Origin of the sequence: Sphingobacterium suaedae, from assembly GCF_042684625.1 — a bacterium.
In the GTDB taxonomy this organism is placed as follows: domain Bacteria; phylum Bacteroidota; class Bacteroidia; order Sphingobacteriales; family Sphingobacteriaceae; genus Sphingobacterium; species Sphingobacterium suaedae.
The window spans coordinates 454,512-477,117 of sequence record NZ_JBHULR010000003.1; the positions used below are offsets into that span (position 1 = coordinate 454,512).

At 45.3% G+C, this 22,606-nt stretch carries 24 protein-coding genes; 12 read left to right on the forward strand and 12 right to left on the reverse strand.

The genetic code is table 11. The features are described 5' to 3' along the window. The first annotated feature begins 93 nt into the window (after positions 1-93). The gene (gene rpoN, locus ACFSR5_RS05350) at positions 94-1,557 is read left to right on the forward strand and encodes an RNA polymerase factor sigma-54 (RefSeq protein ID WP_380901473.1); all 1,464 of its coding nucleotides are present in this window, start codon (positions 94-96) and stop codon (positions 1,555-1,557) included. Between the two features lie 26 nt (positions 1,558-1,583). Here rpoN and dinB read toward each other — a convergent pair whose 3' ends face one another. Both dinB and ACFSR5_RS05360 read right to left on the reverse strand, forming a co-directional pair. Further along, positions 1,584-2,630, reverse strand: coding sequence for a DNA polymerase IV (dinB, locus tag ACFSR5_RS05355; protein WP_380903175.1), 1,047 nt, complete (start codon positions 2,628-2,630; stop codon positions 1,584-1,586). A gap of 29 nt (positions 2,631-2,659) precedes the next feature. Next, on the reverse strand, positions 2,660-3,247 hold the full coding sequence (locus ACFSR5_RS05360; RefSeq protein ID WP_380901475.1) for a DUF3267 domain-containing protein: 588 nt from the start codon (positions 3,245-3,247) through the stop codon (positions 2,660-2,662). A 154-nt stretch (positions 3,248-3,401) separates the two neighbouring features. Between ACFSR5_RS05360 and ACFSR5_RS05365 the strand changes: the two genes are divergently transcribed. The 7 genes from ACFSR5_RS05365 (at position 3,402) to ACFSR5_RS05395 (ending at position 10,056) form a co-directional block, all read left to right on the forward strand. After that, positions 3,402-4,625, forward strand: a complete 1,224-nt coding sequence (locus tag ACFSR5_RS05365; protein ID WP_380901477.1) for a porin — start codon at positions 3,402-3,404, stop codon at positions 4,623-4,625. 237 nt (positions 4,626-4,862) lie between these two features. After that, the gene (locus ACFSR5_RS05370; RefSeq protein WP_380901479.1) at positions 4,863-5,546 is read left to right on the forward strand and encodes a hypothetical protein; all 684 of its coding nucleotides are present in this window, start codon (positions 4,863-4,865) and stop codon (positions 5,544-5,546) included. Positions 5,547-5,732: 186 nt separating this feature from the next. After that, positions 5,733-6,719, forward strand: a complete 987-nt coding sequence (moaA, locus tag ACFSR5_RS05375) for a GTP 3',8-cyclase MoaA (RefSeq protein WP_380901481.1) — start codon at positions 5,733-5,735, stop codon at positions 6,717-6,719. A gap of 9 nt (positions 6,720-6,728) precedes the next feature. Continuing rightward, on the forward strand, positions 6,729-7,931 hold the full coding sequence (locus ACFSR5_RS05380) for a molybdopterin molybdotransferase MoeA (RefSeq protein WP_380901483.1): 1,203 nt from the start codon (positions 6,729-6,731) through the stop codon (positions 7,929-7,931). Between the two features lie 5 nt (positions 7,932-7,936). Then, positions 7,937-8,416, forward strand: a complete 480-nt coding sequence (moaC, locus tag ACFSR5_RS05385; RefSeq protein ID WP_380901485.1) for a cyclic pyranopterin monophosphate synthase MoaC — start codon at positions 7,937-7,939, stop codon at positions 8,414-8,416. After that, positions 8,394-8,996, forward strand: a complete 603-nt coding sequence (locus tag ACFSR5_RS05390; protein ID WP_380901487.1) for an NTP transferase domain-containing protein — start codon at positions 8,394-8,396, stop codon at positions 8,994-8,996. The genes moaC and ACFSR5_RS05390 overlap by 23 nt, the downstream gene beginning before the upstream one ends. 7 nt (positions 8,997-9,003) lie before the next feature. Continuing rightward, positions 9,004-10,056, forward strand: a complete 1,053-nt coding sequence (locus ACFSR5_RS05395) for a ThiF family adenylyltransferase (RefSeq protein ID WP_380901489.1) — start codon at positions 9,004-9,006, stop codon at positions 10,054-10,056. Positions 10,057-10,066: 10 nt separating this feature from the next. Here the strand turns inward: ACFSR5_RS05395 and ACFSR5_RS05400 are convergent, their stop codons facing one another. From ACFSR5_RS05400 to ACFSR5_RS05435, 8 genes are all read right to left on the reverse strand, one after another. After that, positions 10,067-10,984, reverse strand: coding sequence for a bestrophin family protein (locus tag ACFSR5_RS05400; RefSeq protein WP_380901491.1), 918 nt, complete (start codon positions 10,982-10,984; stop codon positions 10,067-10,069). A gap of 105 nt (positions 10,985-11,089) precedes the next feature. Beyond that, entirely contained in the window at positions 11,090-13,456 is a 2,367-nt protein-coding gene (locus ACFSR5_RS05405) for an FdhF/YdeP family oxidoreductase (RefSeq protein ID WP_380901493.1), read from the reverse strand. A gap of 18 nt (positions 13,457-13,474) precedes the next feature. Further along, entirely contained in the window at positions 13,475-13,825 is a 351-nt protein-coding gene (locus ACFSR5_RS05410) for a DUF7009 family protein (RefSeq protein WP_380901495.1), read from the reverse strand. A 3-nt stretch (positions 13,826-13,828) separates the two neighbouring features. After that, complete coding sequence (gene fdhD, locus ACFSR5_RS05415) at positions 13,829-14,695, reverse strand: formate dehydrogenase accessory sulfurtransferase FdhD (RefSeq protein ID WP_380901497.1); 867 nt, start codon at positions 14,693-14,695, stop codon at positions 13,829-13,831. A gap of 55 nt (positions 14,696-14,750) precedes the next feature. Further along, positions 14,751-15,167: a molybdenum cofactor biosynthesis protein MoaE gene (locus ACFSR5_RS05420; RefSeq protein WP_380901499.1), complete on the reverse strand. Its 417-nt coding sequence runs from the start codon at positions 15,165-15,167 to the stop codon at positions 14,751-14,753. Between the two features lie 2 nt (positions 15,168-15,169). Further along, positions 15,170-15,412, reverse strand: a complete 243-nt coding sequence (locus tag ACFSR5_RS05425) for a MoaD/ThiS family protein (protein ID WP_380901501.1) — start codon at positions 15,410-15,412, stop codon at positions 15,170-15,172. A 9-nt stretch (positions 15,413-15,421) separates the two neighbouring features. Next, on the reverse strand, positions 15,422-16,180 hold the full coding sequence (locus ACFSR5_RS05430; RefSeq protein WP_380901503.1) for a sulfite exporter TauE/SafE family protein: 759 nt from the start codon (positions 16,178-16,180) through the stop codon (positions 15,422-15,424). A 131-nt stretch (positions 16,181-16,311) separates the two neighbouring features. Continuing rightward, positions 16,312-16,512: a hypothetical protein gene (locus ACFSR5_RS05435; RefSeq protein WP_380901505.1), complete on the reverse strand. Its 201-nt coding sequence runs from the start codon at positions 16,510-16,512 to the stop codon at positions 16,312-16,314. A 541-nt stretch (positions 16,513-17,053) separates the two neighbouring features. Here ACFSR5_RS05435 and ACFSR5_RS05440 point away from each other — a divergent pair. The 4 genes from ACFSR5_RS05440 to ACFSR5_RS05455 all read left to right on the forward strand — a co-directional run bounded on the left by ACFSR5_RS05440 (position 17,054) and on the right by ACFSR5_RS05455 (position 21,556). After that, positions 17,054-18,295 carry a PQQ-dependent sugar dehydrogenase gene (locus ACFSR5_RS05440; RefSeq protein ID WP_380901507.1) on the forward strand — a complete coding sequence of 414 codons (1,242 nt, stop codon included), beginning with the start codon at positions 17,054-17,056 and terminating at the stop codon, positions 18,293-18,295. 360 nt (positions 18,296-18,655) lie between these two features. Next, positions 18,656-19,405: a 5'-nucleotidase C-terminal domain-containing protein gene (locus ACFSR5_RS05445; RefSeq protein ID WP_380901509.1), complete on the forward strand. Its 750-nt coding sequence runs from the start codon at positions 18,656-18,658 to the stop codon at positions 19,403-19,405. Beyond that, entirely contained in the window at positions 19,380-20,339 is a 960-nt protein-coding gene (locus ACFSR5_RS05450; RefSeq protein WP_380901511.1) for a bifunctional metallophosphatase/5'-nucleotidase, read from the forward strand. The genes ACFSR5_RS05445 and ACFSR5_RS05450 overlap by 26 nt, the downstream gene beginning before the upstream one ends. A gap of 11 nt (positions 20,340-20,350) precedes the next feature. Continuing rightward, positions 20,351-21,556 (forward strand): MDR family MFS transporter, encoded by a 1,206-nt coding sequence (locus tag ACFSR5_RS05455; RefSeq protein ID WP_380901513.1) that lies wholly within the window; start codon positions 20,351-20,353, stop codon positions 21,554-21,556. A gap of 4 nt (positions 21,557-21,560) precedes the next feature. Here the strand turns inward: ACFSR5_RS05455 and recR are convergent, their stop codons facing one another. Further along, complete coding sequence (gene recR / locus ACFSR5_RS05460) at positions 21,561-22,175, reverse strand: recombination mediator RecR (RefSeq protein ID WP_380901515.1); 615 nt, start codon at positions 22,173-22,175, stop codon at positions 21,561-21,563. A gap of 228 nt (positions 22,176-22,403) precedes the next feature. Further along, complete coding sequence (locus ACFSR5_RS05465) at positions 22,404-22,595, reverse strand: hypothetical protein (protein WP_380901517.1); 192 nt, start codon at positions 22,593-22,595, stop codon at positions 22,404-22,406. Positions 22,596-22,606: the final 11 nt, after the last annotated feature.

Here is a 22,606-nt window from a genome sequence, read left to right on the forward strand (position 1 = left end):
AAAAATTATACCTACTTTGGTTCCTCGACAACGCTGAAGATTTAATTTTATCATTTATTTAAGTATTTTTACGTTCGAAAACAAGCAGAGAAAATGTTAAAACAAACGCTACAGCAAAAATTATTGCAAAAACTTTCACCTCAACAGATCCAATTTATCAAGCTGTTGCAGGTTCCGACTGTATCGCTTGATGCCCGAATAAAGGAAGAGTTGGAAGAGAATCCCGCGTTAGAGGATGGAAGTTTAACCAATATGAATGACCCTGTGGAAGAATATCCTGATAGAGATCCCGACGAGAGTTATGACGAAGAGGGAGGCGACTTCGAAGAGGAATTCAGTGTTGATGAATATATCCAAGAAGATGACTACAGCGATTATTCCGGGAACTATGGCGGGGACGATGATGATGATCGCAAAGAAATCCCGATAGCCATACAAGATTCTTTCTTTGAAACACTACAGAATCAACTGGATTTGCTAGCGTTATCCAACCAAGATTATTTGATCGGCCAACAAATTATAGGCAGTTTAGATGACGATGGTTATTTACGTCGCCCCACCTTATCCTTAATTGATGATTTAGCCTTTTCACAGAATGTCATTGTAAATGAACAAGAAGTAGAGGCAATGCTTCGGATTATTCAAGATTTTGAACCCGCCGGAATTGGTGCACGTGATTTACAAGAATGTCTCTTGATTCAATTACGAAAAAAAGACCCCGCAAATCCCGTCATTGCACAAGCGATTAAGGTAGTGGAAAGCTTCCTTGAAGAATTTACGAAAAAACATTACGATAAGATAGAAAGGCAGTTAGGTGTTGACTCTGCCGCGCTCAAAGATATCATCCATGAAATTTTAAAATTAAATCCAAAGCCGGGAGACTCTGGAGCGGCAGCCGGTAAACAACTGCATGTCATTCCAGACTTCCATATTACGAACAATGACGGCACCTTGCACCTGACCTTAAACGGGCGCAACGCTCCTGAACTTCGCGTTTCTCGCTCCTATCAGGAAATGTTTGAGCACTACGAGAAAGCAGAGAAAAACGATAAAAAAATGAAGGAAGCTGTGCAGTTTGTAAAACAAAAGCTGGATTCGGCTAAATGGTTTATTGATGCCATCAAGCAACGTCAACAAACCTTACTAAAAACGATGAATGCGATCATGGAATATCAATACGAGTATTTTCTAACAGGCGACGAAAGACTGTTAAAACCCATGATTCTTAAGGATATCGCAGACCGAATTGAAATGGATATCTCGACAGTATCTCGTGTCGCAAATTCAAAATATGTACAAACAGAATTCGGAACATTCTTACTTAAATCGTTCTTTTCAGAAGCTATTCAGACAGACTCCGGTGAAGAAGTTTCTAACAAAGAAGTAAAAAAAATATTGGAAGAATGCATTGCGAACGAAGATAAACGGAAGCCACTTGCCGATGAAAAGCTAACGGAAATCCTCAAAGAAAAAGGATATACAATTGCCCGACGTACGGTGGCTAAATACCGGGAAGCTATGAATATCCCCGTAGCAAGATTAAGAAAGGAGCTTTAAGCTCCTTTTCGTATGAAATTGAGTACTTAAAACAGACGCAACTGCGGACTGTCCAACTTCGCGAGGTCATTTTCGTAAAAATTAGACATACTGACCCCCAACAAACGCACCTTCTTCTCCGCGAGCTCGATTTTTTCAAAAAGTTCGCAGACAGCTGTGTAGACCTCTTCCGCGTTGTTTATATAATACGTTGCCGTTTTACTTCGCGTCATCTGCGAGAAGTCGGACAACTTCAGCTTCAGGGTTATCGTTCTTGCCTGCGCCGATTTCAACGCAAGTCGCCTTTCAAGTTTATCACACAATAGCTTTAGCTCATCCAACATATCGGACCGCTCGCTCAAATCTGTTTCAAACGTATCTTCAATACCAATCGACTTGGACATTCGATTCGGCTTTACCGGCCGGTTGTCTTCCCCACGAACCATATGATAAAAAAACTTGCCCGATTTACCGAATTTCATCATCAGTGCTTGTTCTGAAAATTGCTTCAGGTCTCTCCCCATATGAATGCCCATTCCCTTCATTTTTTGGGCGGTAACCTTCCCTACACCAAAAAATTTTTCAATCGGCAGCTGCTCTAAAAAAGGAACAATCTTTGATGGGCCGATGAATGTTAAACCATCGGGCTTTTGAAAATCCGACGCGATCTTTGCGATAAACTTATTCGTAGAAACACCGGCTGATGCCGTCAAATGCAACTCCTCACGGATGGCACATTTAATAGCTTTAGCAATATCGATGGCAGATCCTATGCCGAGTTTATCCGTCGTAACATCGAGGTAAGCTTCATCCAATGACAACGGTTCTATCACGTCGGTATACCTCCGAAAAATAGTCCGAATGGCGTCAGACACCTCTTTATACACTTCGAAGCGGGGTCTGCAGAAAATCAGTTGCGGACAAAGTTGCAATGCCTGCCGTGACGGCATTGCAGAGCGTACACCAAACTTTCGCGCCTCATAGCTAGCTGTTGCTACGACACCCCGCCCGTCCGGCGATCCTCCCACCGCAAGCGCTTTTCCACGCAGTTCCGGAAAATCTCGCTGTTCCACCGAAGCATAGAAAGCATCCATATCAACATGAATAATTTTTCGTTGCACCCTTATTTCTCCTTTCTTACACCAACATAGTAGCCCGCTTCAGACGGATGATCCAAAACCAATGTATCCCGCGATTCTTTGCGCATCAAATCGATCACCATAAAATCGCCCGTGGCCGCCACACTAAAGAAAGTAGCAAAGCCTAACCAAAGCAGGTCTCCCAGCACCCAAGAAATTACCCCCGGCAACAACCCCAGTATCAGGAACGGCATGATCGCGCCAAGACTGTACTGACCGACCGTTAATGGCTCTTGACAATGGCAATACGGCGTCATGTAACGCCAACGGACACCGAACCGAATCGCCTTCCAGCCACCCCTGGCAAATAATGCCCAAATTGTGCCATGTATAAACTCATGAAGTATTATACCAGCAACGAGCAGACAAACAACCGACAGAAGCACAAGACCGGGGTTTGTGTCAGCTGCCATCAAACCAATGATATGGTCCCGCCTCAATTTTTCTGGCCAAAAAAAATAAAACGGCAGCATGTAGAAAAGAAAAATGGGCACATACAGTAAACAGCCAACCCGATTTGCTCGGGCGAGGTCTATCGTACGCTTCTCCTGTTTATCATACTGTTCAAACACGTTTAAAAATACCAAAAAACTGCAATACAAAAAAAATCAAGCGAGTTTCCGGTATAAGAAATCTCTTCACCTCCCAAATTTTTACTTATAAATAGTATCTTTGCGCGAGTAACTATTTATGAAAAGTTAACGATCTTCACATCAGTAAATAAACATGAAATTCAAACTAGGGCTAGTTTTGGGAACCTTATATGGTCTCTGTATATCCACAGAGAGTCTCGCACAAGAACGCGACGACCGTGCGACGATTTTAAATTTCAAAGGAATACAATATGCAAGTAAAGACTCCTTGTTCTATACAAACTTTAGGTTCCGGATGCAAAATAGGTTGGGCTATAGCAATCTACTGGATGATGAAGACAACGGGAAGTTTGATGCCCGTATTCGGCGTCTGCGCATGCGGGTAGACGGCTATATCTATACCCGAAAAATCTCGTATTCGATCCAATTAGCGTTTACGCGATCGGATCAGGACTTTGACGACACGGGAGTGGCTAATATTGTGCGCGACGCAGTCGTTTTTTACAATTTTACGGACGACTTCTACATTTCTTTTGGGCAAAACAAACTTCCGGGCAATCGCCAGCGGGTCAACTCATCCGGTCAACTCCAATTTGCCGACCGCTCACTCGTGAACTCTAACTTCACATTGGATCGTGATTTCGGGATTTCGCTGAACCTCAGCAAGAAAATCGGTGAAATGCCCTTCAACGCGAAAGCTGCTATTTCTACCGGCGAAGGACGCGTTGCAAGTGGAACAGATGATGGACTGGCCTACACCGGACGCGTTGAATTTCTGCCATTAGGCACATTTACGAACGACGGTGATTATTCAGAAGGAGATATCGAACGGGAAGAAACGCCGAAGCTATCTATCGGAGGCGGCTACAGCTATAATGACAGAACCACCCGAGAGGGTGGACAATTGGGGCGCTATGTGAAGAATCCCTTCACCTTAAAAACATCCTTTTTAGATGCTATTTTTAAATATCAAGGTTTCGCATACCAAGCCGAATATATGCGACGGGATGTTACAGACCCTTTTAATCTGGTAGATGACCAACTCAACCAGATTGACGGACCGGAAGAAGAAGAAACTTATGCTTACAAAGGTTGGGGAATAAACCAGCAAACTTCTTATTTGCTCAATAAAGGATATGAGATCGCTGCGCGATACACGTATGTAATCCCGCATCAGCAAATTCGTAGCTACGAGGATCAAATCGACATGATTGAATTGGGGTTGACGAAATATATCAAGGCGCATCGCCTTAAATTCCAGATCAATGGAAATTATACCGTTAAAAACGGAGATTTTAATAATAACCACAACAAAAATCTTTGGGGAGGCATGCTGCAAGTAGAGCTTGGTATCTAACCAAAACACTACATTTTTGTGCTGGCATTCTCTCCTAATATGATACAATGGGGCCAAATCATGGCCCCTTTTTTATTTTTAAACACCTAATAAACAGCTTCTTAACTCACTATTAAAACCTATATATATACTTTGTATATACCCAAACCAGACTCCATATGTTTTAGGTTTTTAACTTCGAACGCCTATTTAACACAAAAGCATACCTATAGGCCTAAAAAAGAAACTGATATTATTATGTTTTATTCTTTCCGCAAAATCGAACAGATCCGCTTTGGTGTCGATCGGCTTACGAATCCGGTAGACCAAACACAAAACATGGCACTCACTTTTTATCGTAATCAAGTAAAGACCGCCTTTTACACCGTGTATTCTAGAAAACCTTTCGGTGAATATACGGTAGGCGCTACCGGCCCCCTCATCCCGAAACGCTCTTGGACAGCAGAAATGAAATTATTTTACCAAGAAAAAAAGAAGGAAGTACCCGGCACTCCGTTCTATTTCAAAATGACCCTAGTCGGATGGCTCTTCGCTGTCTTGGTCGTGGGCTTTTTTTGCTACCTGACCTACAGCTCCTTAAAGCCTCCGCTTTCCAAATCGGTGGAAACAATGGAAATGGCACAAACCCCGTCCGTTGGTGACATTTATTTTGGTCACTTCGAAACCTATGAGGAACCCGGGAATGCATTGACTGCTACGATCGGATTTGGGTGGTTCAAGGTGTTGCAGGTTAACGGAAATCAATATAATTTGGCCAAATCAACCGACATGCATAAAACGTCTAAACCAAAAGAACAATTGAATAGCACAGCATTTGAGGCACAAGGTATTCCTAGTGTTTTAACAGAACAAGAAGGCTATATGATCCATTTTAAATCCACGGATGGAAAGACAACCTTCTATATCACCGATAAAAAATGATAACCCTCGTTCTTGCGAACGGATGTGTATGGTTGAATACGCATCCATTCGCTCCGGGACGATCTGATCGTTAACAGTCGAAACGTCGTATAATCGCGTGTTTATAGATTGGATTTTATTGCATATAAACGCAAATTTAAGTAAGTTTGTTATGTCTTCGATCGACTTACTTTAGAAGAGATATGCATGCTGACGGATAAATTCGGAAGAACCATCACCTACCTACGCCTGGCAGTCATAGACCGCTGTAATTTACGCTGTACGTATTGTATGCCTGAGCACGGTTTAGCATGGCTTAATCGAACCGAATTAATGTCTCTGCCGGAGATGGCCCGCTTATGTGGTTTATTTGCGCAACTGGGTGTAGAGAAGTTTCGGATAACTGGCGGCGAACCTTTTCTGCGAAAAGACCTTCTACCCTTTCTCCAGCAGATTAACCAACTGCCGGATGTTCGAGAAATAACAATAACCACCAATGGGTTGCTGACGGCGAAATACATTCCTGAGCTGAAAAAACTGGGGATCCGTTCGGTCAATTTGAGTTTGGATTCGTTAAACGACGACCGGTTTTTTCAGATTACGCGGCGTCGTGAATTGTCCAAAGTACTTCACACCCTCCACGAACTATTGGCGCATGATATACAGGTCAAGATCAATACAGTGGTAATGGGAAGACAGAATATGGAAGATATACTTCCCCTTGTCGCCCTTACGCGTACCTTACCTGTCAGCGTACGTTTTATCGAGGAAATGCCGTTCAATGGAGATACTTTTATCCGCGAACAGCCGTGGACGGCCCGGCAGATTGTCGACTACATTCAACAGCATCACCCCACGCTTATCCAGATGCACGCGGAGCCACATGCGACATCCGAACGGTATAAAATTCCCGGTTATCGTGGCGACATTGGTGTTATTGCCGCGTTTACACGCTCATTTTGCGGAGATTGCAACCGCCTCCGCCTTACGCCAACCGGTGTCCTTCGCACGTGCCTTTACCAATCGGATGGAATCAATCTAAAGGACAGTATGCGCTCTGGGAAGACGGACCTACAGTTAATAGAACTTATTAAGCGAGCCGTGATGGGTAAAGCAAAGGACGGTTGGGCTGCAGAAAAAGAGAGCCGCTTGGTTTCCCCCACAAATCAATCCATGGCTATGATAGGAGGATAACAAATGGATATGACGACTGTAACAGAAGCAGAAGCGCTTATCCTCGCTGAAAAACGGGACTACGGCACGGAGCGTATCGCATACGAACAGGCTTTAGGGCGTGTATTGGCAGAAGACCTACGGGCCGATCGAGACCTTCCCCCGTACGACCGGGCCACTGTGGATGGAGTCGCCTTAGACAGTCGGGGGCTAACCGGTCAAACGGCAGTTTTTCGAATGATAGGCACCCAAGCTGCCGGAGATAACCCGATCCCGATAAAGACCAATACGGAATGTGTAGAAATCATGACCGGTGCGGCGCTCCACGAGAGCGTTAATACCGTAGTTCGCTATGAGGATCTGGATATCGTGGACGATACCGTTCAAGTAAAACTGAATACCTTTCGCTACGGGCACAATATACACAAAAAAGGCACCGATAAGCGTGCGGGTGATATAGTCGTGCATGCACACCAAACGATATCGCCAGAAATAGTGGGCATAGCTGCCACACTAGGCTCAACACAAATCTTGGTAAAGAAAGTTCCTCGAGTCTGTGTCCTAACCACAGGGGATGAACTCGTTCCTCCAGAGGAGAAACCTACACCATTTCAAATTCGGCGGTCGAATGGGGTCACCGTCGCGGCGGTACTAAAATCCTACGGCATACGACCTATCCTGATTCACATGCCCGACCTCTATGAAGAAATGGAGCAAATCCTGGCACATGCTTTAGAAAACTATGACGTCATACTCCTTACCGGCGGCGTTTCGATGGGCAAATTTGATTTCGTTCCACGAGCACTGCGTATCTTAGGTGTACAAAAGAAATTCCACAAGGTTCGGCAACGGCCAGGCAAACCCTTTTGTTTTGGTACATTCAAGAACAACGCCCTTATCTTTGCATTTCCGGGCAACCCTGTTTCCGTTTTTATGTGCCTACATCGTTACTTTATTCCTTGGTTACGCACGTCCATGGGACTACCTATTCTCCAATACCATGCGGTGCTCCAACAGCATATACATTTCTCCCCCTCCCTACAATATTTTGCGCAGGTACAACTTGCAACGAATACCGACGGTCAATTGACCGCAAATTTTATAGAAACAAACGGTTCGGGCGACTTCTCTCATCTAGCGGAAACACAAGCATTTATTGAACTTCCACTGGAACGTTCAGATTTCCATCCGGGCGAGGTATTCCGAATATGGCCCTACTCCCTTTACTTATAATATGTATGAGCAAATTTTCTCATTTAAACGAAAGCGGACAACCGATCATTGTAGATATCAGTGACAAAGCGGTCACGAAACGCTCTGCTACTGCGCGCAGCGTTGTTGTCGTGCCACCAGTCGTGTTCGACGAATTGATACGCGACAACTTCCACTCCGAAAAAGGTGCGGTTTTCCAAACAGCAATTTTAGCAGGTATACTGGCTGCCAAAAAAACCGGAGAACTCATCCCATTGTGCCATCCCCTATTTTTGGAAAATTGTCATGTACAGATCGAATGCAATGAACAACAGGAGATAATTATCGAGTGCACAACCACCGTCACGTCCAAGACCGGCGTAGAAATGGAAGCGCTTACCGGTGCGAGCGTTGCAGCCTTGACGGTTTATGATATGTGCAAGGCACTGAGCCACGACATCGTGATAAAAGAAACGAAACTTATCCGCAAAACCGGAGGAAAAAATGATTTCGAACGAACAGCATAACCCGCCTCTCCATGGATTGGTGCTCGCAGGGGGAAAAAGCACACGAATGGGCACCCGCAAAGACGAAATGCTTTGGCATGGTAAACAACAACGCTACTATGCTGCCGACCTCCTGGCAGCGCTATGCGCAAGTGTTTATATATCGTGTCGAAAAGAACAACTAGCTGATTTTGATTCCAACTACCGCCCGCTCGCCGATACCTTTATGGACATGGGACCTACTGGAGGAATTTTGTCTGCCCTACGCTCAAACAGGAAGGTGGCGTGGCTTGTTGTTGCGTGCGACCTCCCGCTACTTGACGAACGCACCTTATCCGACTTGGTGAAACAACGAAATTGCCATAAAATAGCCACAGCCTATCAAAGCCCCTTCGATGGTCTCCCGGAACCGTTGATCACGATTTGGGAACCCGACAGTTTCCACGTACTCTTACGCTTTCTGGGCGATGGCATGACCTGTCCTAGAAAAGTACTGTTGCAAAGTGATATACAATTAATAGAAAGCAGCGAACCCAGTCGGCTGATGAATGTCAATACGCCTGCCGATGCCGAGGAAGCTCGCAAGCTACTTGTCCGATAAAAAATACATGACAAAAAATCTCGAACGTTACCGCTGTCAGATCAATTTACCTCATTTTGGTGTAGACACCCAAAACAGACTCGCAAATGCGAAAGTATTAATCATCGGCGCGGGCGGACTAGGGTGTCCTACCGCGCAATACCTCGCCGCAAGTGGCTTAGGGACCATTGGTCTTGCTGATGACGACATCATCTCCATGGACAACCTACATCGACAAATCCTGTACACGCCAGCTGATATCGGTAAACGAAAAGTCGATGTGGCTGCCGAACGTTTGCGTCAACAAAATCCGGCTATACATGTGGCCACCTACCCCATGCGTGTGACCGCGGACAACGTAATGGATCTCATCGCCGATTATGACATCATCGTTGAAGGCACCGACAACTTTGAAACCAAAGGGCTGTTAAACGATGCATGTGTACTATCCGGGAAACCCTTGGTGTATGGCGCGATCTACCAATATGAAGGCCAGGTAAGCATTTGGAATGTGCGGCAACCAGACGGAAGCTATTCGGCAAACTATCGTGATGTATTTCCAGAGGTAGAAGAAGCTCAGGTGCCCAATTGTCGAGAAGGCGGGGTGATCCCAACGTTGGCAGGTATCATCGGCAGCATGCAAGCCAATGAAGTGTTGAAATATTTCAGTCAACCAGCAGCAACCCTTTCTGGAAAATTGTGGATGATCAATGTCATCGATGGAACGTGTCGAACCATACGTTTAAAAAAGTCGACTGGCACCATTATCTCTACGTTGCCTACAACAACACCTGTAGTAGACTGGTCGACATTTAAAAAGATGCCCGAGAAATTTGAATTAATCGACGTGCGCAATACCACGGAGCACGACGCCTTCGATATTGGGGGCAGATCGATTCCTCTACCTGAATTACCTTTCACATCACAACAACTGGCCGAAGTCTCACGTCCTATTTTATTCTATTGTACGTCAGGCGCCCGAAGCGCGGCGGCTGTACGCTACATGAAACAGCATTATCCACAAAAAGCAGTGTACTCATTAAAAGATGGCCTTCAACACGTGGACGGACCACCTCTCTAAATGAGCATACTTAATCCAAAACATGTGTCCTGACGGCTTGTTCCGGCACAGCGATTGGTTGGCCAGCCATTTCGCGAATCGTTTCTTCAATCATCCAGGTCATGCTGTTTAAAGCCAAATCATTATCTTCTTTACCAAACGGCTCTTCAATCTCGTCGGCAATGGCTTCGAATGCGACAAAAGTATAGGCAATAAAAACGACAATACATGGTGTAAACCAATCTAAACTGTCCATCAGCCCAAAAGGAAGCAAGAAACAATAAATATAAATCGTCCGATGCAATAGGACCCGATAGCTGTAAGGGATCGGTGTTGATTGGATACGCTCGCAGCCGCCCAACACATCGGTCAGCTTATCAAGGTTCTCATCAAAACGAGCCTGTTGAACGGAGTCTATATCCCCCGCATCACGACGTTTTTTAACCCATATGCCTACAAAGCCCAAGATCGCTGCGGGTTTATATCGAGCCGACATCACCGTTTCAAACGCGACAGCACCCAACCGTTTTTTTAGGTCTGATTGAGGATCTGTCCCGCGAAGTTGATGTTTCAACGCAAATACGAAAGCTGCCAAAAGATCAAGAAACTCCGGCATGCTTTGATCAGGTAAATGTCGAGGTAATGTCAACATTTGACGTGTAAGCGAACGCATTATATTTAACAACGCCCCCCAAAGCTTGCGTCCCTCCCAAAAACGCTCATAGCTCGCATGGTTGCGAAAGCCGAGAAACAAGGCCAATACAAAACCAAACAACGTAAACGGAGCAGGATTCAATGGCACTTTATAGGAAAACATGGTTCCATGAAAATACACGACGACCACCGAGAATAAAAATAGCATACCAAGCCGGGGAAGAAGTTGTGGCAAAACCGATCCATGCCACACGAACAACATCTTAAACCAATGTTCACGCTTTCGTACAATCATCTACACAATACATTATATAAGACTTATAATTAAATAATTAATAAATTTAGTTAAATTAAAAAAGTATATAAAATCATATCAATTTCCCATCCCGTACGACCTTCCTTATACGTCCTTTAGCATACGCGCATCGTGTTTCCGGATTTTAATCTTGACATATTTAGACGCGGGCATATTGCTTTCCTCAACGACGTTGTTGACCGAGACCAATACATTGGTCTCCGGAAAATACGTTACCGTACACCGTTGCGGGATAGGATAAGACACCACTACAAACAACGGAGCAATACGTTCTATACCATCGTCGTAGTTGAATAAATCGACCTTATCCCCTTCCTTTAACCCAGCTTTTGCGATGTCCTGCGCATTCATGAATACCACACGTCGTTCATTTTTTATACCCCGATAGCGGTCGTCTAACCCATAAATAGTTGTATTAAATTGATCATGTGTTCGAGTCGTCGCCATCACATATTCATCCTCCTGCAGGGTATTGTCCGGCAGCTGCGTTAACGTAAACGGTGCTCTGCCTCCCAGATGTCCGGCAAATCGCTGTTCGTCCCGCGCTGCATTCGGTAGGTAAAACCCTCCTTTTTCGCGTACACGGATATTAAAATTACTGAATCCAGGAATACATTGCTCGATCGCATCGCGAACCGCATCGTAGCTACCGTGGTATGTTTTCCAATCCACCACGGACCGCTCGCCTAACGTTGACATCGCCATACGGCATACGATCTGCGTCTCATTGAGCAAGTTGTCGGACACAGGGTCCAACATACCTTTTGAATACTGAACGACACCCATTGAATTCTCTGTCGTCACAATTTGCAACTGACCACCCACGATATCTTTGTCACTACGTCCATAGGTCGGTAAGATTAGGGATTCCTTACCATGGATCAGATGCCCACGGTTCAACTTCGTTGACACGCAAACCAAGAGATCCAACTTCCGCATTGCTGCTGCCGTATAATTGGTATCTGGCGTCGCCGACAGAAAATTTCCTCCCATGCTCAACATGACTTTGATATCTCCTGCATGCATCGCTTTGATGGTTCGCACCACGTCGTACCCCTGTTTCCTTGGCGGGTTAAATCCGAAAAACTCCTGCAAGCGATCCAATTGTGCATCGGTTGGTTTTTCATCGATTAACATAGTACGGTTACCTTGTACGTTGCTGTGGCCACGAACCGGACAAACTCCGCCTCCTTTAATGCCAATACTGCCTTTCAAGAGCAGAATATTCAGTATTTCACGGATCATGGCTACACCATTCGGTTGTTGCGTAAGTCCCATTCCCCAACAAAAAATGATCCGCTTTTTAAAGGCCAACATCGCTGCTGCCGCCTTCAGGTCGTCGACTTCAACACCACATTGCTCAGCTAACGTAGTGAGGGTATAATCCGCTGTTCGAAGCGCCTCCACAAAAGCTTCATAACCTGTAGTTTTCTCCTCAATAAACCGATGATCCAATACCGAACCCGGGTGTTGTTCCTCCAGTTGAAGCAACAGCAATTCCAGTGCCTTAAGAAGCGCCATATCCCCGTTTATTTTAACCGGCAAGTACTTGTCAGCCAACTTTACACCGCCACCGATAATACCCCTGATCTCTTGCGGATTATGAAACCCCATCAATCCAGCTTCCGGTAATGGATTGATTGCGATAATCTGTGCGCCATTTCGTTTTGCCCGTTCCAATGCACTCATCATACGTGGTGCGTTTGTTCCCGGATTCTGTCCCATAATCACAATCACATCTGTATCGTAGAAATCTTCCAGCTTCACGGTACCCTTTCCTATTCCGATTGTTGGCCGAAGTGCTGTTCCTGACGTTTCGTGACACATATTTGAACAATCCGGCATATTATTGGTTCCAAACTCCCGGGCAAACAACTGATACATAAAGGACGCTTCGTTGCTTGTCCGCCCCGACGTATAAAAAGCAGCTTCATTCGGCGATGCCAAGGCATTCAAATGCGTGCCGATCTTGTGAAAAGCGTCTTCCCAACTTATCCGTTGATAATGCGTCCCGCCTGGAGGTAGATACACGGGATCTGTGAGTCTTCCCATTTTGCCGATTTCATAATCTGTCAATTTGGAAAGGGCATACACCGAGTGTTCGGCAAAAAAGTCCGGTGTCACACGCTTACTCGTCGCTTCTTCAGCGAGCGCCTTTGCCCCGTTTTCACAGTATTCTCCTAATGGGGAACGCTCATCGTCTGGATCTGGCCAGGCACAACTGGGACAATCAAACCCATCCACTTGATTCATTTTAAACAAGGCACGTGTGCCGCGAATCAGCGTTTTTTCCTCCATCAAGTCTGCAAAAGCAGCTTTGACCGCGGGAATACCCGCAGCCCAATTTTCCACCGGCGCACGTCTCAGATCGGAAAGCCGGAAGGGATTTTCTGCTTTCGGAAAATGGAGGGCATCGTTGTTCGTCTTCGAGGGTTGTTTTTCGTTCTCCATAACCGTTGGGATTAATGCTTAGCACATGACATTAGGATTGGGGTAATTGTCCGTTTGGTCCTCATCCGTTTTATCTAGGCATACAAAATCTTTCTCGACCAATAGCTTTACCGGTCCCGAGATCCCGTCGAACCCAACAATATCCGTTTGAACCAAAGCTTGGATCATCGCTTCAGGCATACGCAACACAATCGAGCCTTCTTGGAAAGATGCAGATAAGGTCTCCTCTTCCGTGGTCTCGATACCGTATCGAAATACGCCATCTAAAAATACAGTCGAACTCCAGATGGCACCTGTTTCTGCTAGCTGTGAAACCTCTGTTTTGCTCATCCGGTACCTTACGGTATTATCTTTTATCCTGATTTTCATGATTTACGTGTGTATATGTGTGTGCGAACCTAAATGATATATATTGCATCGTTTTTGACGGAGAAAGCCCAGCAACGTTATGTCGAATTGTTTGGCCGTTTCTATAGCCAATGTAGACGGTGCCCCTATGGCCACGACCATTTGTATGCCTGCCATTGCAGCTTTTTGGATCAGCTCGAAACTTGTCCGGCCACTAAGCAACAGCAATGTTTTGTCTAGCGGCAAACACATGGTTTGCAAGGCGTGCCCAATGACCTTGTCCAAGGCGTTGTGACGTCCCACATCTTCCCGAAACAATAGGAGCTGTCCCTCCATATCAAATAAAGCAGACGCATGGATGCCGCCTGATCGACCGAAATTTTGCTGTACAGCAAGTAGTTGTTCAGAAAGCGTCCAGAGCAGCGGCGCCTGCAGATGTATCTCCGATAGATCGGCGCGTGGAAAAGGACTGACCGATTTTATGGCTTCAATCGAACCTTTTCCACATACGCCACAACTGGAAGTCGTGTAAAAATTGCGTTCAGCCTGTTGAAGTTGCGGAAGCACATCCTCCCGAAGATCAACCTGAATAATATTATTTTGGGTTGTGCCGGAACAAGATGTTTCCACATAAGCAGCGCCGCTCACCTGTTCATAAGCCGATAGTATTCCTTCCGTAAACAAAAATCCCACGGCTAGATCAACGTCTTCTCCGGGCGTTCGCATGGTAACTGAAATACGTTTCACCATCCGAGTACCGGCCGGTCCATACGCAATCCGGATCTCGAGGGGTTCCTCCACAGCGACCACATCGGCTATAGGTAAAATTTCGGACTCACTCATCCGCTCCACGTCTACCTCACGTAACGTTATGTCTATAGGTTTATTCATGCACAACCATTGTCAGAGCTTTAGTTAAAGATACAGAATTATCGGCAATAAACTCCTAAGGATGTGCTGAAACCCACTGTTCTCCGTCTTCAAAAACTTCCTTTTTCCAAATAGGCACTGTTTCCTTTAATCGGTCTATAGCAAACGAACACGCTTCAAAAGCTGCTCTTCGGTGCGGAGACGAAACCGCAATAACCACCGCCACATCTCCGGGCAGAAGAACACCGATACGGTGATGTATCACCACATGGCTTACGGAAAATTGCTGAATAGCCGCTTCCCCTATCTTCTGCATTTCCTTTTCTGCCATAGACGTATAGCATTCAAACTCCAGACGAGTGACACGTCGGCCATTCGTCTCCTTACGCACAGATCCAACGAAGCTTACAGAGCCGCCACATAATTCATCTGCAACCAAAGCCAAGCAGGCCTCCGCATCCAATAGTTCCTCCGAAATAGAAACACCTACCATGATTAACCTCCGCTTACAGGTGGAATGATCGCAATTTCATCAGAAGATAATAAACGCTGATCGATAGACGCATATTCATCGTTGATCGCGATAAAATACGATTTTAATGTACGAAGAGCCGGATACAGAAGCTCTAACCTATTTTTCAAATCCGAAACCGTGCTATCGTCCACCAGTTCCAACTCGACTCTCGTGTCACCGACAATTTCCTTTGTGATTCCAAAGGTTAATACCTTTACTTTCATTTATCAAATTTAAAACATATCCGGTACATGTTTAAGCAGCACGTTACTTCCCGCTATAAAAACCAAGATAGCGGTGATACGCTTGATCAAGCGAGGATTCCACGTGATGGATACCCGCGCACCTAATTGGCCACCGATCAGAACTGCCAGGCAGAGTAGTCCCAACCGGACACTGTCTACTTGAGCGGGCAACTTACTCAATTGACCTACTATTCCAGCAAGCGAGTTGACTAAAATAAACAAACTGGCCGTTGCGGCTATCTTCTTCGCCGTATCCCAACGTGTCAGGTTCAAGAAAGGAGACAGGAATATGCCACCGCCGATCCCCACCATCCCCGAGAGGAAACCTATTGTTCCACCAAAAGATATATCGCGTAATGTACTTTTTTCCTGGCTGTGGACGCGATCCGATGTTCCCCCCCCCTTTTTTTCGAACCATAATAAGAGCGCTGCAATCATTAAGCTTACGCCCAAAAGGACAAAAAATGTTGTTTGACTGATTTTAACGATTGCCCCTAGGTAAGCCATCGGCACACTGGTCAATACAAGAGGCATTGTCTTGCGCCAGTCCAGTTGTTTCGCCTGTACGTATACCCAAACTCCACCCGTCACGACAATCACGTTGCACAACAAAGCGATCAAACGCAATTCCTGGTAAGGCAAACCGTATACCGCGAGCAAAGCCAAATAACTCGAACCGCCACCGAAGCCTACAGAAGAGTAGACGAATGCAATTCCTAAAAAAAAGAGGCAGATTTCCCAATACATCCGATTTCCGAAGTCATATCATGAATATGCCGTTAATATACGGATTGTTATGCTATTCTGCACACAAACGATCTATTTTACATCAGCGCCTTTCGATTAGCGCCGCTAGTGGATGCCGATTCAAGGCACCCTCATAAGAGCTGTTCCTTCTTCAGGATACCTAAGATTTCCTGATGCAGTTCGGGCGTTTCCAACGCCGGAAAGTTAGAAACCACAAACGTGCCGCCCTCTTTGTCAATTTCTACAACAAGGACAAGTTTATTTCTTTTTTTAGGTTGCACGCTGACGTGAATGGTCTCATCATCAAGCACGACATATTGTACTATTTTCATAATGCCATTAGGTTTAACACCCAAACATACTAAAAAAAACAACACGTATTTCTAAATAAGTAGATTTTTATGAAAAATAAACGAGGAAGTGTGTGGTCATGTTTAATGGGGGGCTGATTTGTAGATTTTCAGCTACAAATTATAATTATTGCGCGCGCACTAGCGAATATCTTGCTTTTCCACTCTACATTTGTGTCGTCTAGATTATTAACCTAAAACACTAGATGCATTCCATAACGAGCAAGCCAATTGGCTTGCTCGTTATGGTTGGTGAAGATTCGGCGACTTCGGCTTCGGTGGCGGGGTTATCCTAACCCATACTCTTCCAATTTGCGGTATGTATATGTTGGTATACCCGTAGATAGAAAATACAAAATTGAAACGATCTACAGAAAACATAACATAGAGCTTCTTAAAATAGAGGGATCTCTTGACGCGTACAGGGTTAATGCGTACTTTTAAGGAAAATTGAAACAAAACGTTTATTTTTACACTTAATATCCTAGACATACAACCAAACTCGGAAAAACAAACTATCCATATGAAAAAAACACTTCCAGCTTTTCTATTTTCTGGTGTTTCACTGATGTTATTTGCGTGTAACAACCAAGCCACATCGAGCACCTCTGGAAACGGGGCGACGGACAGCATCTATCCCCCAGTCGAAACGAACAAGGCGAATACCGATTACAAGCCAGCTTTTGAAGGGCAGACTCGAATCGCAGGTGTGAAAACTACAACACCATACGATTTTCAGGTCGTCACCGACAAGTTAGAATCTCCCTGGGGCATAGCCGTCTTGCCTGACGGACGGTTATTAATTACGGAGAAAGAAGGCACCATGCGTCTGGTGTCTCTGGATGGACAGGTTAGCGAAGCAATCACGGGTATTCCAAAAGTAGACGCCCAAGGACAGGGTGGATTATTAGGCATCACACTAGATCCGTCTTTTGCAGAAAATCGTCTGGTTTATTGGGTGTTTGCCGAACCGGTAGAAGGTGGCAACCATACCGCTGTTGGTAAAGGTCGCTTAGCCGATGATGAGAAGAGCATTGAAAATGCCCAAGTCATTTATCAAGCCCTCCCTACATTCGATGGTAAGTTACATTACGGTGGACGGATCATCTTCGACAAATCTGGTCATCTACTCGTTAGCACCGGCGAGCGTTCGGAACTCGAAACGCGTCCACAGGCGCAAGACCTCCAGTCGGCCCTTGGTAAGATCATCCGCATTACGACCGATGGTAAACCGGCCACTGGAAACCCTTTTGAGAAAAATACCAATGCACGTCCCGAGATCTATAGTTATGGACACCGGAATGTGCAAGGACTGGCCTTACATCCGGTAAGCGGAGAGCTTTGGGAAACGGAGTTCGGTCCGCGCGGCGGCGATGAACTAAATCGGGTACAACCCGGCAAAAACTATGGGTGGCCCACCATTACGTATGGCTTGGAATATAGCGGCAAGGAGATCGGTACACCTCCTATCCAACAAAAAGAAGGGTTGGAACAACCTGTTTATTATTGGGATCCCGTATTGTCGCCAAGTGGTTTAATGTTCTACACTGGCGATGCGATTCCAGAATGGAAAAACAATCTATTTATAGGCGGGCTAAGCAGTACGCATATTGCTCGATTGGTCATCGAAGGCAATAAAGTGATCGGTGAAGAACGTTTACTGGCCAAAGAAGGACAACGATTCCGCGATGTCATACAGGGACAGCAAGGCGAGATCTTTGCTATAACTGATGGAGGCAAACTGTATCGTATCGCAAAAAAATAAAAGCGACACCCAACGAAATAAACAGGCGCCCCCAAAGTAAGGCGCCTGTTTTTGTTCTGTTCCTATTTTTTTAAATACTGTTCATACATAAATTGTACCTTTGAGAGAGGTGATCTGCCATCCCGTTCCGTCTCGATCACTTGCCGCGCCATTGATCGCATAAAGCGGACTACCTTCGGTCTTGAAAACGTAGGGCGATACGCATGACGGAGGGGGTACGATGGAATAATGCTAAGATAAACACGGTTTGTTTACCATCTTTTTAATCAAAAAGTACGAATAAACCGCGTTTGCTAATAATGTTGCATAAGCAAGTAATATTTGATTTTAGTACGTACATTTGCCACAAAATTCACAGTTATGAGAAGTTTACTTCGTTGGGTTTTCCTATTTGCCGTCACGTTGTCGGTTTCCTCCTGTAAAACGAAATTACACCCCACCGTTCACGCGAATCAATTTTATCAAATAGATGCCTCGCTGGCTGCCGACAGCAGCATCATACAATATTATACACCATACAAAGAAAAGCTACAGCAAGAGATGAGCCGCGTATTGGGGTATTCGGACTTGCATTTGACGAAATCACGTGAGGCAGAAAGCTTGGCGGGCAATTTTTTCGTCGATGCATTGCTTTGGAAAGCAAAGCAGCTTGAGCCGGATGTACAGGCCAGTTTTGCGACGAAAGGTGGTATTCGTGCCGACTTGAAAGCAGGGAATGTCACCGTCGGCGACATTTTTGAAATGATGCCGTTTGAGAATGTCCTGTCCATCGTGACACTTTCTGGAAAGGACATGCTTCGATGGGCCGATTATATGGCTCAGACAGGCGGACAACCGGCTGCAGGTATCGAACTTGAGATACAAGATGGAAAAGTAACGATGTTTCGCGTACAAGGGAGAGAGGTCGACGCAAATGCCACCTACAAACTTGTTACGTACGATTACCTAGCCAATGGTGGAGACTATGTTACATTTTTGGACAAGCCACTGAGCCGTACAGACTACCCGCAACGGATTCGCGAAACATTAATGGAGTACGTAACAGATTTAACAAAACAAGGAAAACACATTCAGGCACAATTAGATGGAAGAGTTAAATTCATTAAATAGGCGCGCTTTTATTAAGCAGTCGTTGGCCTTTGGAGCTGTCGTCACCTTGGGGGCCGTACCTTTTTCTACGCAGGCGGCGGGCGAAGAGATTCGTTTAACCATCCTCCACACCAACGATGTGCATAGTCGTATCGAGCCATTTCCAATGGATGGCTCCCGCAATCAAGGATTAGGTGGCGTTGCCCGACGAGCAGCCTTAATTAATCGCATTCGTAGCGAGGAAAAACATGTGTTGCTGGTCGATGCCGGCGATATGTTTCAGGGTACTCCCTATTTCAATATGTTCGAGGGCAGACTGGAACTCGAACTGATGTCCAAACTGGGGTATGAAGCCGGCACGTTTGGCAATCATGAATTTGACAACGGTTTACAAGGGCTTGTCAAACATCTGGACAAGGCAAATTTCCCGTTTTTAACCGCCAACTACGATTTCACCGGCACTGTATTGGAAGGAAAAACAAAGGAATACCTCGTTATCCAAAAGGGAGGCTTAAAAATTGGAATAACGGGTGTAGGGATCGATATAGCAGGATTGGTCGATCCGAACAGCTACAAAGGTATGCAATACCGAGATCCAATTCCGGTGGTTAACCGGGTGGCTCAGCACCTACGAGAAGAAAAAAAATGTGATTTGGTCATTTGTCTATCCCACTTAGGCTATCAATATGAAGACGATAAAGTGTCTGATTTGAAACTCGCGGCCAATTCGCGTCACGTCGATATTATTCTTGGTGGACATACGCATACTTTCTTGGATGAACCTACACGCATGAAGAATTTAGACGGGAAAGACGTCTGGGTAAACCAAGTAGGCTTTGCCGGTATTCGTCTCGGACGATTGGACGTTCTATTCCAAAAAGCAACGGGCGATGTGCAGGTCGTTGCTCAACAGTACACTATTGACCGACAACTGGATAAACACATACGCGCCTAACAAATTTTACCGTGAAGAAACTCGTACAGCTCTATATCAATTCGTACCGCGGTCTATCCACCGAAGCTTGGTTATTAGCTATCGTCATGCTCATTAATCGTACGGGCTCGATGGTAATCCCATTTTTGAGTATGTATATGTCTTCCGAATTACAGTTCAGCAAAGCTCAGGTAGGCATCGTATTAGGATGTTTCGGATTAGGTTCGGTATGCGGTTCCTGGCTGGGTGGCTGGCTCACGGACAAATTTGGGAACTTTAAAGTGCAGGCCACTAGCCTGATCTTGACCGTACCGATTTTTCTCATCCTGCCCCATTTCCGCACGTTTGAAACTCTTGCCGGAATGATCTTCCTGCTCACGTTAATAGCTGATACCTTTCGGCCAGCCAATTCGGTATCAGTGGCTCGATATGCGAAACCAGAAAACCTGACTAAGGCGTATTCTTTAAATCGGATGGCAGTCAATCTTGGGTTCTCCATCGGTCCAGCTCTTGGTGGTTTTTTGGCGACATTTTCATATGACTGGATTTTCTATGGAAATGCGCTAACAGCTATTTCGGCCGCTATCGTGTTTATTCTTTTTTTTAGGAGCAGAAGGCCGCGCGCAACGGCACAACCCAAATTACACACAGAAAAAAAACGCACAGCAAAAGACAGAAATGCCTACCTGGATCCACCTTTTATTGTCTTTAATATTTTTTGCTGCCTTTTTTCGATGGCTTTTTTTCAGTTATTGAGCACACTGCCGTTATTTTATAAAGAGGCCAAATCGATGACTGAAGGGCAAATAGGTCTACTATTGGGTTTCAGCGGCTTTGTTATTGTCCTTTTTGAAATGTTGTTGGTACATGCTGTAGAACATCGATTTACACCAAGGCAAGTGATGATCTTCGGAACAGCTATCGCAGGTATTTCGTACCTGATGCTCAATGCACCCTTCGGAATAGGCTGGTTATATCTGGCCATGTTTATGTTGTCCGTGGGAGAAATGCTTACACTCCCGTTTACAGCAACGATTAGTGCTTCGAGAGCGACGTTAAATACCCAAGGTGCTTATATGGGATTCAACTCGTTAGCGTTTGCCGCCGCCAACATCTTTTCACCCTATTTAGGTACTTATATCGCTGAACATTTTGGTTATCAAACGCTTTGGTTCGGGACTGCCGCCATCATGTTGTTTACGAGCCTAGGCTTTTCGTGGATTCTTAAGAAAATGTAAGCGGCTATCCGACACTGCGCTCGTACGGTATCCGCGTGGCGATTGACCGCCCCAACGTCACTTCGTCCACGTACTCAAGCTCGCCGCCAAATGCGATACCTCGTGCGATGGTACTAATTTGAACATCAAAATCTTTCAATTTCCGATACAAATAGAAAATCGTAGTATCTCCTTCCATCGTTGCACTCAATGCCAAAATCACTTCTTTAACCTCTCCTGTCTTTAAACGATCGATGAGGGCTTCAATTTTTAAATCGGCAGGCCCCACGCCATCCATTGGCGAAATCAATCCTCCGAGCACATGGTACACGCCTTGGTATTGATTCGTATTCTCAATAGCCATGACATCCCGTGTATCTTCCACGACGCAAATGATCTCTTTGTCTCGTTTGGGCGAGGCGCAAATCTCACAGGTATCCACGTCGGCAATATTAAAGCAGGTTTTACAATATTTGATCTGCTCCTTTAGTTGATTAATGGCTCCCGTAAAACGTGCTACTTCCCCATCGGACTGTTTCAATAGATGTAATACCAAACGCAGAGCGGTCTTCTTCCCAACCCCGGGAAGCCGTCCAAATTCATCCACAGCTTGTTCTAATAATCGCGACGAAAAATGCATACTGCAAAAGTAAGAAGTAAAATTGTTATATTAGGTGATCCCTGCGGAAAGTTATGCCCCATTTGTAAATTAGAAAAAAAAACCTACATTTGGTTTAACCTTAATTTCAACCATCCCCCTCTTAAAAAAAAACAGTCGAACACGATCCTTAAAGTCCGTTAAAGTCCGTTGAAGTCCGTATTAACTGGCACACAACTGTGGGACAACTGCGGGACAGCTGCGGGACAACTAGGGTAAACCTGTAATACACCATCGATTGTCTTCTTGATTGTCAATGCCTCTCACCCGAACAACTGCCGAACAACTGTCGAAGAGCTGCCGAACAATTGTCGAAGCTGGTACGAACAACGTCCGAACAATTTCCGAAGAGTTCTCCAACAGTTGTCGGAGATGGCGTCTCCCCTCCAACTCACGCTTCATTCATTTACTAG